At 67.8% G+C, this 12415-nt stretch carries 13 protein-coding genes; 5 read left to right on the top strand and 8 right to left on the bottom strand.

Going from position 1 to position 12415, the window contains the following annotated elements:
- The first annotated feature begins 52 nt into the window (after nucleotides 1-52).
- The 3 genes from VMD50_RS07410 to VMD50_RS07420 all read left to right on the top strand — a co-directional run bounded on the left by VMD50_RS07410 (nucleotide 53) and on the right by VMD50_RS07420 (nucleotide 4597).
- Nucleotides 53-1111, top strand: a complete 1059-nt coding sequence (locus VMD50_RS07410; RefSeq protein ID WP_325426340.1) for an NAD(P)H-dependent amine dehydrogenase family protein — start codon at nucleotides 53-55, stop codon at nucleotides 1109-1111.
- Between the two features lie 163 nt (nucleotides 1112-1274).
- Nucleotides 1275-1703: an MmpS family transport accessory protein gene (locus VMD50_RS07415; RefSeq protein ID WP_325426367.1), complete on the top strand. Its 429-nt coding sequence runs from the start codon at nucleotides 1275-1277 to the stop codon at nucleotides 1701-1703.
- Entirely contained in the window at nucleotides 1700-4597 is a 2898-nt protein-coding gene (locus VMD50_RS07420; protein WP_325426342.1) for an MMPL/RND family transporter, read from the top strand. Before VMD50_RS07415 ends, VMD50_RS07420 begins: the two co-directional genes overlap by 4 nt.
- Nucleotides 4598-4651: 54 nt before the next feature.
- Here VMD50_RS07420 and VMD50_RS07425 read toward each other — a convergent pair whose 3' ends face one another.
- From VMD50_RS07425 to nadD, 5 genes are read right to left on the bottom strand one after another with little or no spacing between them, the layout of a single operon-like run.
- Complete coding sequence (locus VMD50_RS07425) at nucleotides 4652-5485, bottom strand: DegV family protein (RefSeq protein ID WP_325426344.1); 834 nt, start codon at nucleotides 5483-5485, stop codon at nucleotides 4652-4654.
- Between the two features lie 4 nt (nucleotides 5486-5489).
- Nucleotides 5490-6257, bottom strand: coding sequence for a diglucosylglycerate octanoyltransferase (gene octT, locus VMD50_RS07430; protein WP_325426346.1), 768 nt, complete (start codon nucleotides 6255-6257; stop codon nucleotides 5490-5492).
- Nucleotides 6247-6927 carry a glucosyl-3-phosphoglycerate phosphatase gene (gene gpgP / locus VMD50_RS07435; RefSeq protein ID WP_325426348.1) on the bottom strand — a complete coding sequence of 227 codons (681 nt, stop codon included), beginning with the start codon at nucleotides 6925-6927 and terminating at the stop codon, nucleotides 6247-6249. Before gpgP ends, octT begins: the two co-directional genes overlap by 11 nt.
- On the bottom strand, nucleotides 6924-7337 hold the full coding sequence (gene rsfS, locus VMD50_RS07440; RefSeq protein WP_325426350.1) for a ribosome silencing factor: 414 nt from the start codon (nucleotides 7335-7337) through the stop codon (nucleotides 6924-6926). Before rsfS ends, gpgP begins: the two co-directional genes overlap by 4 nt.
- Nucleotides 7334-7978: a nicotinate-nucleotide adenylyltransferase gene (nadD, locus tag VMD50_RS07445; RefSeq protein ID WP_325426352.1), complete on the bottom strand. Its 645-nt coding sequence runs from the start codon at nucleotides 7976-7978 to the stop codon at nucleotides 7334-7336. The genes rsfS and nadD overlap by 4 nt, the downstream gene beginning before the upstream one ends.
- A 71-nt stretch (nucleotides 7979-8049) precedes the next feature.
- On the opposite strand from nadD, the gene VMD50_RS07450 reads away from it, so the two are divergent.
- Both VMD50_RS07450 and VMD50_RS07455 read left to right on the top strand, forming a co-directional pair.
- Entirely contained in the window at nucleotides 8050-8283 is a 234-nt protein-coding gene (locus tag VMD50_RS07450; protein WP_325426354.1) for an AbrB/MazE/SpoVT family DNA-binding domain-containing protein, read from the top strand.
- The gene (locus VMD50_RS07455) at nucleotides 8267-8695 is read left to right on the top strand and encodes a type II toxin-antitoxin system VapC family toxin (protein ID WP_325426356.1); all 429 of its coding nucleotides are present in this window, start codon (nucleotides 8267-8269) and stop codon (nucleotides 8693-8695) included. Before VMD50_RS07450 ends, VMD50_RS07455 begins: the two co-directional genes overlap by 17 nt.
- Nucleotides 8696-8717: 22 nt before the next feature.
- On the opposite strand, the gene VMD50_RS07460 is transcribed toward VMD50_RS07455, so the two are convergent.
- The 3 genes from VMD50_RS07460 to VMD50_RS07470 are packed head-to-tail and all read right to left on the bottom strand — an operon-like array spanning nucleotide 8718 to nucleotide 12331.
- Nucleotides 8718-10175, bottom strand: a complete 1458-nt coding sequence (locus VMD50_RS07460; RefSeq protein ID WP_325426369.1) for a vWA domain-containing protein — start codon at nucleotides 10173-10175, stop codon at nucleotides 8718-8720.
- A complete protein-coding gene (locus tag VMD50_RS07465) occupies nucleotides 10160-11035 on the bottom strand; it encodes an AAA family ATPase (RefSeq protein ID WP_325426357.1) in 876 nt (291 codons plus the stop codon). Before VMD50_RS07465 ends, VMD50_RS07460 begins: the two co-directional genes overlap by 16 nt.
- A gap of 36 nt (nucleotides 11036-11071) precedes the next feature.
- Nucleotides 11072-12331, bottom strand: coding sequence for a glutamate-5-semialdehyde dehydrogenase (locus tag VMD50_RS07470; RefSeq protein ID WP_325426359.1), 1260 nt, complete (start codon nucleotides 12329-12331; stop codon nucleotides 11072-11074).
- Nucleotides 12332-12415 lie beyond the last annotated feature (84 nt).

Raw genomic sequence — 12415 nt, forward strand, 5'->3', positions numbered from 1 at the left:
GCCGAGCCCGGTTGCACATAATGAGTCAACCGCACCGGCAGAGGAGCCCCCGATGAGCACAACCAGCGCAGACCGTCCGTTTCGCGTTATCCAGTGGACGACCGGCAACATCGGGCGGCGATCGCTGCACGCCATCATCGGCCGGCCGGACATGGAACTGGTCGGGGTGTACGCGCACGGCGCAGAAAAGGTCGGGGTCGACGCCGCCGAACTGTCCGGGTGGCCGGAGCCGACCGGGGTCGAGGCCACCGATGACATCGATGCGCTGCTGGCGCTGCGGCCCGACGCTTGTTGCTATAACCCGTTGTGGCCCAACGTCGATGAGCTCGTGCGGCTGCTGGAGTCGGGCGTCAACGTGTGCACCAGCGCCGCCTGGATCACCGGTGGCAAGCAGACACCGGAGGACCGCGGGCGCATCGTGGACGCCTGCCAACGGGGCGGTTCGACGATCTTCGGCAGCGGGGCGCACCCCGGGATGACGAACATGGTCGGCATGGTGCTGTCCGCGTCGTGCGAGCGGGTCGACGAGATCCGCATCACCGAGTCGGTGGACTGCTCAACCTACGAGTCGGCCGAAACCCAGACGGCGATGGGGTTCTCACAGGACCCCGGCACACCGGGGCTGGCCGAGAGCGTGCGGACCGAAAGCGAGGTCTTCGCGGAATCGGCGGCGATGATGGCCGACGCGATCGGCGCCGAACTGGACAGGATGACGTTCGACGTCACCTTCACCGCGGCCACCGCCGACTCCGATCTGGGCTTCATGAAAATTCCCGCGGGAACGGTCGGCAGCGTCTACGGCTACCACCGCGGCTGGCAAGGCGATCGCAACGTCGTCAGCGTCGGATTCAACTGGACCATGGGCGATCATGTGGTCCCACCCAAACCCCTCGAGCACGGCCACGTCATCCAGGTGTTCGGACTGCCCAACATGCGCACCGTGCTGCACTGCCTGCCGCCGAAGGATTGGACGGAGCCCGGGTTCATGGGGCTGGGCATGATCTACACAGCGATGCCGGTGACCAACGCGGTCCCCGCCGTAGTGGCCGCCAAGCCCGGCATCGTGACGCTTGCCGACCTGCCGCCGGTCACCGGCAGGGTGTCCCGCTGACCCCGTGTCGGTCGTCACAAAGTCGGCACCCCGAGGAACGGTTCCGTGCACTACGGTTTACGATGCTTAGCTGAGCAAATGTTCTGTTGACAAGCCAAGTTGTCCCCCGGGCAGCGGCGAGCGGGAAGGCGGTCAGGTGAAGGTTAGACCAAAGACCGGCGCCATAACCCGCGCCGTCAAGCGGGCGTGGATACCGCTGTTATTGATCGTCGTGCTGGCGGTCTCGGGATTGGTCGTGTCGCGGCTGCACAGGATTTTCGGCTCGCAGGACCTCAACGCGAACGCGGGCGCCGGCATCGAGATCGTTCAGTTCAACCCGAAGGTCGTGGTCTACGAGGTCTCCGGTCCGCCCGGGAGCGTTGCAAACATCAACTACTGGGACGAGAATGCCAACACGCACCAGGTCAACGGGGCTCCGCTGCCGTGGTCGACCACGATCTCGACCACGCTTCCCGCGGTGAGCGCCAACATCATGGCGCAAACCGACGGCAACCGAATCAGCTGCAAAATCACCGTGGACGGCGTCGTCAGGGAGCAGCAGAACTCCGATGGCCGCAACGCCCAGACCTTCTGCCTGGTGAAGTCGGCATGAGCGAGTTGAACACCCGAGCCGTCGACGACACCGAGGACACCGGCCCGATCGGGGTCCAGAAGGCCGGCCGCCCTCCGCGCGGCCACTGGCCACTGATCCCGCACATGATCCGCTGGTTTGCGGTGCCGATCATCCTGGTCTGGGTGTTCGTCACGGTCCTGGTCAACGTCGCCGTTCCGACACTGGAAGTGGTCGGCGAGCAGCACTCGGCGCCGATGGCGCCGCTGGACGCGCCGTCGATGAAGGCGATGATGCGGCTGGGTCACAACTTCAAGGAATTCGATTCCAACAGCACCGTCATGATCGTCCTCGAGGGGCAGCAACCCCTCGGCGCGGACGCGCACCGGTACTACGACAACATCATTCGCCAGCTGCGCGAGGACCCCAAGCACATTCAGCACATCCAGGACTTCTGGGGGGACCGGCTGACCGCGGCGGGAGCCCAAAGCGCCGACGGCAAGGCCTCGTACGTCATGCTGAACCTGGCCGGCAACCAGGGAACGACGCTGGCCAACGAATCCGTCGACGCCGTCCGCAAGGTGATCGAGCGGAACGCGCCACCACCCGGCGTGCACGCCTACGTCACCGGTCCGGCGGCGCTGTCCGATGACATGCACATCATCGGCAACGCCAGCCTGGCCAAGATCACGCTGTTCACGCTGGGCGCGATCGCGATCATGCTGCTGCTGGTCTATCGCTCCATCGTGACGACGCTGATCCAGCTGTTCATGACCGGCATCGCGCTGTCAACGGCGCGCGGAGCCGTCGCGGTTCTCGGGTACAACAACGTCTTCGGCCTCACGACCTTCGCCGCGAACATCCTCACGATGCTGGCGATCGCGGCCGGGACGGACTACGGCATCTTCCTGGTGGGCCGCTACCAAGAGGCGCGCGCGGCGGGCGAGGATCGGGAAACCGCGTACTACACCACCTTTCGTAGCGTGGCTCCAGTTGTGCTGGGGTCGGGTCTCACCATCGCCGGGGCGACGTACTGCCTGAGCTTCGCCCGCTTGCCTTGGTTCAACACCATGGGCGCACCCGTTGCGATCGGAATGCTGGTCGTCGTGTTGGCCGGCCTCACCCTGGGTCCCGCGGTGATCTTCCTGGGGAGCAAGATCGGGCTTTTCGAACGCAAGCGGACGGTCAGGGGCACGCTGTGGCGACGCGTCGGCACCGCGGTGGTGCGTTGGCCCGCACCGATTCTGGCCGTCAGCTCCGCCGTCGTTCTCGTCGGCATGGTCGCCCTGCCGAGCTATGTCACGAGCTACAACGACCGGTACTACCTGCCTACCAGTGCCCCGGCGAATGTGGGATACGCGGCTGCGGACCGGCATTTCTCCCAGGCCCGGATGAACCCGGACATGCTGATGATCGAGGCCGACCACGACATGCGCAACCCCGCCGACATGCTGGTGTTGGACAAGGTGGCGAAAAACGTCATCCGCACGGTGGGCATCGCCATGATCCAGGACATCACGAGGCCACTGGGCATTCCCATTCAACACAGCTCGATACCGTTCCAGAACAGCATGCAGAGCCAAACGACCATGCAGAACATGGATTTCCTCAAGGAACGCATGGCCGACATCCTCAAGTTGGCCGACCAGCTGCAGGTCAACATCGACGTCACGGAACGCCAGTACGCGATAACGCAGGATCTTTCCAAGGCTGCTGACGACAGCGCACGGACCACGGCCGAGACATCGGAAATCACCGATACGTTGCGGAACCACATCGCGGATTTCGACGACTTCTGGCGGCCGATACGCAGTCTCTTCTATTGGGAGAGGCACTGCTACGACGTTCCCATCTGTTGGTCAACTCGGGCACTGTTCGACTCGTTGGACGGGTTCGACCAGCTTGCCGAGAAGTTCCACGAACTCACGGCGGACATCCAGCACACCGCTTCGGCCACGCACGAGCTGATGACGCTGTTCCCCACGCTGATTGCGACGCTGAAGGCCACCAAGGGCATCACGTTGACGCTGTACCAGACGTTCTCGGCGATGATCAACCAGATCGAGGCCATGAGCAACACGGCCGTCGTCATGGGGCAAAGCTTCGACGCGGCCAAGAACGACGACATGTTCTACCTACCGCCGGAGGCGTTCGACAACCCGGACTTCCAGACGGGGTTGCGTATGTTCTTGTCGCCGGACGGTAAGTCGGCACGCTTCTTCATCACCCATCAGGGCGATCCCATGACGCCGGAAGGCATCTCGCGCGTCGATGCGGAGCGCACCGCCGCCCAGGAGGGGCTGAAGATGTCCTCCCTCTCGGACGCCAAGGTTTATCTCGGCGGTACCGCCGCAACCTTCAAGGACATGCACGACGGCGCCAAATTCGACCTGATGATCGCGGTGGTCTCGGCGCTCACGCTGATCTTCATGATCATGCTGCTGCTCACCCGAAGCGTGGTTGCCGCGCTGGTGATCGTCGGCACCGCGGCCAGCTCGATCGCCGCGTCTTTCGGCCTGTCCGTGCTGATTTGGCAGGACCTATTCGGCATCAAGATCCACTGGATCGTCATGGCGCTGTCGGTCATCATCCTGTTGGCCGTCGGATCCGACTACAACCTGCTGCTCGTCTCCCGGTTCAAGGAAGAGATCCATGCGGGACTTAAGACGGGGATCATCCGGTCGATGGCCGGCACCGGCGGTGTGGTGACGGCGGCGGGGCTGGTGTTCGCCTTCACCATGGCGTCCATGCTCGGCAGCGAACTGCGGGTGCTCGGTCAGTTCGGCTCGACCGTGTGCATCGGTCTGTTGCTCGACACGCTGGTCGTGCGCACGTTGCTGATGCCGTCGATCGCCACCCTACTCGGGCGCTGGTTCTGGTGGCCGCAGGTTGTCCACCCGCGCGGTGACAACGCCCGACGAGCGGTGCGCGCCTAGTCTTCTGGTGGCGACCCGCAGCGCCCGGCTACGCCGCGCTTGCGATCGCCACAACTAGTCTTCCGGCAGTTGCACGCACACGGCGACCGCTCCCGCACCGACGTGCAGCGCGAGCACCGGCCCGAGCGGGGTGATGATCGCCGGCTCGCACGCCGGTAGCCGCTGCGCCAGCGCCGCCGCGACCTCCTTGGCCCCGTCGGGATTGGCGACATGATGCACCGCCAGGGCGGCGGTGCCGTCACCGACGACCTCGCAGACCCGGTCGATCATCGCCGCCGTCGCGTGGGTGACGGTGCGCACGCGTTGGGCCAGAACGAGTTTCCCGTCATCGATGCGCAACAGCGGCTTGAGCGCCAGCGCGGTGCCCAGCCACGCCGTGGCCCCGCCGATCCGCCCGCTGCGACGCAGGTTGTCCAGCCGGTGGACCACCACGAACGCGTGGCCGCGCGACACGGCCGATGTCGCGGCGTCCGCGACCACGTCCAGGTCGCCGCCGGCGGCCGCCGCCCGGGCGGCGGCCAGCGCGACGAAACCCGTGCCCATCGCCGCCGATCGCGAGTCGACCACGCGCACGTTCGGGTCGAGGTCGGCCGCCGTCCGTTGGGCGGCGGCGTAGGTTCCCGACAGCGCCGAGGAGATGTGCACCGCCACCACGCCGTCGCCATCGCTGTCGGCCAGCGCCTGCTGGTAGGCGTTGGCCAGTTCGGCGGGGGTGGCCGCGGCGGTGGTGGCGTGCTGCTTGTAGATGTCCTCGGGGACGTCGTCGATGCCGTCGCGCAGGTCGCGGCCGTCGAGCAGGATGTGCAACGGAACCACTCGTATCGACCACTTTTCGAGCAGGTCGGCCGGCAAGCGCGACGACGCATCGGTCACCACCACGACACCCATGGCCCTACCCGCGCGGCTTCTCGTTCGGGACTTCAGATTTTTGCAAAGCTTCGGCCAGCGCCTTGAGCATCAGCTCCGCGACCGCCTGGTGGGCTTCGAAATTCCAGTGGATGCCGTCGGGATTGCCACGGCCGCTCATCACGTGTTCGGCCACCGCGGCTTTGAGATCCACCAGCGGAACATCGTGCTGCTGCGCCCATTCGGTGATCGCAGCCACCGTCCCGGGCCGGCCGTGGTGCGCCTTGCCGTATGTCTCGGCGATGTGCACCGACGGCAGCGACGCCACGATCGGGATGCCGGGGCGATTGAAATCGATTGCGCCACGGGTCTGTTCGAGGTATTCGGCGCTCAAATGCGGGGGCAAGGCCGGCCTCGCCACCGGCGAAAGCCTGGGCTGCAGCCATCCGTAGCCGTCGCGGGCCCAGCGCCGCAGCCACGGCGGGCGCACATAGCGGATCAGCTCGCGCAAGGCGGTCGGCAACACCGACGGCAGCGAATCCATCCCGCCGGTCGCGAAGATCACCGCGGCCGCCCTGGGCAGCGCCGCCCAGGCCCGCGGATCCTGGGTCGCCGCCCACCAGGTGTCGCGGCAGGTCCAGCCGATGCGGCCGATCAGCTCCACATCCCAATCCAGTTGCGCTGCAACAATATTGGGCCAGATGCGCGGATCGTCCGCGGGCAGCCCCCCGGTGGGCCCGTAATAGGCCAACGAGTCGGCGAACACCAGCAGGGTGGGCCTGGACCCTTGCTTTGGGGACGGCTCAGAGGACATCGTTGGACACCTGCGCCGAAGCATTCCACACATCCAGGCGCCAGCGGATGCTCTCGAAATCGGCGCCGGCGCCCCAATCGTCGGAGTGGCCCGACAGCTGCACCCAACTCGCATTGCCCATGCCGCCCAGAATCGGCCAGTTGGCGACCGGGAGGCGCAGCAGCGCGGCCGACAGCGCGGCGATCAGCCCGCCGTGGGCGACCAGCACCACCGGCCGGTCCGGCTCGTTCGGGTCGCCCCATTCCGACTCGCCGGATACCAGTTCGGCGACCAACGGCAGGCTGCGGGCGGCGACGTCGACCCTGCTTTCCCCGCCGTGCGGCGCCCACGTCGCGTCCTCGCGCCATGCCAGGCGCGCGCCCGGCGCCTCGACATCGATCTGCGCGTGCGTCAGGCCCTGCCAGTCACCGAGATGGGTCTCCCGCAACCGATCGTCCACCCAGACCTTCAGCCCCGTGCGCTCCCCCAGCTTGATCGCCGTGTCGTAGGCGCGCCGCAGGTCCGACGAAACGATCAGCAGTGGCTGCAGCTTGCCCAGCACCTCGGCGGCTGCGACCGCCTGCGCGCGGCCCAGTTCACTGAGCTCGGTGTCCAGCTGGCCCTGCATCCGGCTACCGAGATTGAACTCGGTCTGCCCGTGCCGCAACATCACCAGCCGGCGAACCCTCATTGCGCGCTCGCCGACTCGTCAGGGGCCGCTGAGTCCGGGTCCCCCGGATCCTCGTCCAAATCCACCGGCACCACCGGGCAGTCACCCCACAACCGGTCCAGGGCGTAGAAGTTGCGGTCGTCCTGATGCTGGATGTGCACGACGATGTCGCGGTAGTCCAACAGCGTCCAGCGCCCCTCCCGGGCACCCTCGCGCCGCGCCGGGCGGTAGCCCGCCTTGCGCATCTTCTCCTCGACCTCGTCGACGATCGCGTTGACCTGCCGCTCGTTGGACGCCGAGGCGATGACGAAGCAGTCCGTGATGACCAACTGGCCCGAGACGTCGATGACGAGCACGTCGTCGGCCAGTTTCGAGGCGGCCGCGCTGGCGGCCACGGTCGCCATGTCGATCGCTTCCTGCGTCGCGGTCACGCGTTGTTCCCGGTGGCCAGGGTGGTTTGGCGCGCGCGGTACAGCCGGCGCTTGGAGACGTACTGCACGACGCCGTCGGGCATCAGGTACCACAGCGGACGGCCCTGCTCGGCGCGGGCGCGGCAGTCGGTCGACGAGATCGCCAGCGCCGGGACCTCGACCAGGCTCAGCGCGTCCTCGGTCAGCTCGCCCAGCACCCCGGTGATGTGTTCGCGCCGCAACTCGTATCCGGGCCGGCTGACGCCGATGAAGCGCGCCAGCCCGAACACCTCTTCCCAGCCCTGCCACGACAGGATGGATTCCAGCGCGTCGGCGCCGGTGATGAAGTACAGCTGCGATTCCGGGTTGAGGGCGTGCAGATCCCGCAGGGTGTCCCGGGTGTAGGTTGGCCCGCCCCGGTCGATGTCGACCCGGCTCACCGAGAACCGGGGATTGGACGCGGTGGCGATCACCGTCATCAGGTACCTGTCCTCGGCGGCGGAGACCTGCCGGCTCTTCTGCCACGGCTGTCCGCTGGGCACGAACACCACTTCGTCGAGGTCGAACAGCTCGGCGACCTCACTGGCGGCAACCAGGTGGCCGTAATGGATGGGGTCGAACGTCCCACCCATCACCCCGAGCCTGCGAAGCTGCTTTTGCACGATGTGCCAGCTTACTTGAGCGTTTGGGTCCGGCTCGGATGACGTCAGCCCGGTAATGGTAACCTCTAGGCATGCGCGCAACCATTGATAAGGCAGGCCGATTGGTTATTCCCAAGGTGCTGCGTGACCACCTCGGGCTTCAACCCGGCGAAGTCGAGGTAACGGCCGACGGCGCCGGTCTGCGCGTCGAGCCACTGGCCGATGGTGCCCTCGAAGAGCGAGAGGGGCGCTTTGTCATACCCGCGGGCGGCGTCGACATCGACGACGCCCTAGTGCAGGCACTGCGGGATGCCGACCAGCGCTAGCACCACCGCGCTGCTCGTCGACACCAGCGTCGCCGTCGCACTCGTGGTTGCGGATCACGAACATCACGAGGACACCTTCCAGGCGCTGCGCGGCCGCACCCTCGGTCTGGCCGGCCACGCCGCATTCGAGACCTTTTCGGTGCTGACGCGCTTACCGCCGCCGGCGCGGAGGACCCCCGCGACGGTCACGCAGCTGCTGACCAAGACGTTCCCCGAGACGAGGTTCCTCGGAGCTCGCGCCGCCGCAGCGCTGCTCACGGCGCTCGGATCGACCGGGATTGCCGGCGGCTCGATCTATGACGCGCTTGTCGGCGCGGCCGCGAATGAGCACCGGCTCACGCTCGTGACCCGCGACCGGCGCGCGCTGGAGATCTATCGCAAGCTCCAGGTCGGGGTCGAGCTGCTGGCCTGATGCGGGCCGCGACGTGTGCGCCTCACACCGGCAGCAGCTGGTCGATCACCGTGGCCAACTGCTTGGCGGAGCGGCATTCGTGCATCGTGATGACCTCTTGGTAGCGCGGCACCGCCGAGTCGCCGCTGCCCCACAGATGCTTGGGTTCGGGGTTGAGCCAGTATGCGTGCCGACTCGCGGTCACCATGTGGGACAGCAGCTCGGTCTCCGGATTGCGGTAGTTGGTGCGGCCGTCGCCGAGCACCAGCAGCGAGGCGCGCGGCGACAGCACGTTCGGGAACGCCTGCTCGAACGACGCGAACGCGTTGCCGTAGTCGGAGTGCCCGTCGCGGCTGTACACGCCGGCCTCCCGGGTAATCCGCTGGATCGCCACGGCCAGGTCGGCTTCTGGCCCGAACATGTGGGTCACCTCGTCGGTCGTGTCGATGAAGGCGAACACGCGAACCCGCGAGAACTGTTGGCGCAGCGCGTGCACCAGCAGCAGGGTGAAGTGGCTGAACCCGGCGACCGAACCCGACACGTCGCACAGCACCACCAGTTCCGGGCGCGCCGGACGGGGTTTGGCCAGCACGACGTCGATCGGCACCCCGCCCGTGGACATCGACTTGCGCAGCGTCTTGCGCAGGTCGATCACGCCGGCACGCGAGCGGCGCCGGCGCGCCGCCAGCCGGGTGGCCAGGGTGCGGGCCAGCGGCGCCACCACCCGTTGCATCTGGCGCAGCTGTTCGCCCGAGGCGCGCAGGAACTCGACGTTCTCGGAAAGCTGTGGGATTCCGTACATCTGGACGTGGTCGCGGCCGAGCTGCTCGGCGGTGCGCCGCTTGGTCTCGGCGTCGACCATCTTGCGCAGCTGCGTAATCCGCTGCGCAGCAAGCGCTTTGGCGATCTGTTCCTGGGTGGGGGTGGGCTCGTCGCCGTACGGGGCCAGCAGTCCCGCCAGCAGCTTGCCCTCCAGTTCGTCCAGCGCCATCGCCTTGAGCGCCTGATACGACGAGAACGACGGGCCGCGGCTGGAACTGTACTTGCCGTAGGCCTCCACGATTCGCGCCACCATCGCCACCAGGCGCTCGTCCATGTCCGCGAGGTCGGGGTTCTCGGCGAGCAGGTCCAGCAGCATCTGGCGCATCGCCTCGACGTCGTCGGCCGGCAACGAGTCGCCCTGCGCCCCGTCGGCCGCCTCGTCGCCGACGACCGCGCGGGCGCCCAACGCCGCGGGGAACCACAGGTCGAACATCGCGTCGTAGGTGTCGCGGTGATCGGGGCGGCGCAGCACCGCGCAGGCGATGCCCTCGCGCAGCACCTCGCGATCGCTCAGCCCGAGGGTGGCCATCACCCGGCCGGCGTCCACGGTCTCCGACGGCCCCACCGAAATGCCCGCCCCGCGAAGCGCTTCCACGAACCCCACCAGGTGGCCGGGCAGCCCGTGCGGGGCCAGCGGGCGGGTGGGGCGGATGCGGCGGGCCACTAGTTCAGCCTCAATTCCCCGGACGCGCGCTGCTGATCGGACTGATGTTTGAGGACCACGCCGAGCGTGGCGGCGACCACCGCGTCGTCGATGGTGTCCAGGCCCAGCGCGAGCAGCGTGCGGCCCCAGTCGATCGTCTCGGCGATGGACGGCACCTTCTTCAGTTGCATCCCGCGCAGCACACCGATGATGCGCACCAATTCCTCGGCCAGGTGCGCGGGCAGCTCGGGAACCCGGGACAGCAGGATGCGCCGCTCCAGCTCGGGGCTCGGAAAGTCGATGTGCAGGAACAGGCAGCGGCGCTTGAGCGCCTCGGACAGTTCGCGGGTGGCGTTTGAGGTCAGCAGGACGAACGGCGCCCGCTCCGCGGTGAGCGTGCCCAGTTCGGGGACGGTCACGGCGAAGTCGGACAGCACCTCGAGCAGCAGGCCCTCGATCTCGATGTCGGCCTTGTCGGTCTCGTCGATGAGCAGCACCGTCGGCTCGGTGCGCCGGATGGCGGTCAGCAGCGGCCGCTGCAGCAGGAATTCCTCGCTGAACACGTCGTCCTTGGTCTGATCCCAGTTGCCGGAGCCGGCCTGGATACGAAGTATCTGCTTGGCGTGGTTCCACTCGTACAGGGCGCGCGCCTCGTCGACGCCCTCGTAGCACTGCAGGCGCACCAGCCCGGAGCCGGTGGCCTGCGCCACGGCGCGGGCCAGCTCGGTCTTGCCGACGCCGGCGGGCCCCTCCACCAGCAGCGGCTTGCCGAGCCGGTCGGCCAGGAACACCGCCGTCGCGGTGGCGGTGTCGGGCAGGTAACCGGTCTCGGCCAACCGCCGCGAGACGTCGTCGATGTCGGCGAACAGCGGCGCCGGCCGGGCGGGCACACTCACAGTCTCAGTTCTCCTAAAGCTTTTGTCCGAAAGGCGTCAGGCCGGGCGGGTCTGCCCGTCTCCCCACGCGATCCACTTGGTGGAGGTCAGTTCCGGCAATCCCATCGGGCCGCGCGCGTGCAGCTTCTGCGTGGAGATGCCGATCTCGGCGCCGAACCCGAACTGCTCGCCGTCGGTGAACGCCGTCGAAGCGTTGACCATCACGGCGGCCGCGTCGACGCCGTCGGTAAAGCGTTGGGCCGCAGCCATGTTCGTGGTCACGATGGCTTCGGTGTGTCCGGTGCCGTACTCGTTGATGTGGGCGATCGCCGCGTCGACGCCGTCGACCACCGCCACCGCGATGTCCATCGACAGGTATTCGCGGCGCAGGTCGGCCTCGTCCGCGTCTGCACCAAGACCGCCATGAACCGTCACCCCCGCTTCTTGGAGGGCGCCGATCAGCCGGGGCATGGCAACACCTGCGATCGCCGCATCCACCAGCAGCGTCTCGGCGGCATTGCAGACGCTGGGCCGCCGGGTCTTGGAGTTCAGCAGGATCCGTTCCGCCACTTCCAGGTCGGCGGCTTCATGCACGTAGACGTGGCAGTTGCCGACGCCGGTCTCGATGGTGGGCACCCGGGCGTCGCGCACCACCGCGTCGATCAGGCTCGCTCCGCCGCGCGGGATCACCACGTCGACCAGGCCGCGCGCCTGGATCAGGTGGGTGACGGTGGACCGGTCGGCGGCCGACAGCAGCTGCACCGCGTCGGCGGGCAGGTCCTCGCTCATCAGCGACGCGCGCAACACGTCGACGAGGGCCTGGTTGGACTTCGCCGCCGAGGAACTGCCGCGCAGCAGCACCGCGTTGCCGGACTTGAGCGCCAAGCCGAAGGCGTCGACGGTGACGTTGGGCCGGCCCTCGTAGATCATGCCGACGACGCCGAGCGGGACGCGTTGCTGGCGCAACTGCAGGCCGTTGGGCAGCGTGTAGCCGCGCAGCACCTCCCCGACCGGGTCGGGCAACCCGGCGACCTGCCGCAGGCCGGCCGCGATCCCGTCGATCCGCTTGTGGTCCAGCGCCAACCGGTCGAGCATCGCGGTCGGGGTGCCGGCGGCCCGTGCGGCCTCGAGGTCCTCGGCGTTGGCCGCCAGGATCCGATCAGCGTGGGCGCATATCGCGGCGGCCGCCGACTGCAACGCGGCGTCCTTGGCGACCGTCGGCAACAACGCCAGCGCACGGGCCGCGACCCGGGCGCGGCGAGCGGCGTCGTGGACATCCCGGCGCAAGTCAGGACGCGAGGGAGCTTGCAGACTCATTGAACCAGGGTATCGGGCCAGCGCCGACGAAGTCAGGCGGCCCGCTGGTCCGATGGTGTCGACGACCCGCTTCGCCCGGTCCCC

The sequence above is a fragment of the Mycobacterium sp. genome (assembly GCF_035506235.1).
Taxonomy (GTDB): domain Bacteria; phylum Actinomycetota; class Actinomycetes; order Mycobacteriales; family Mycobacteriaceae; genus Mycobacterium.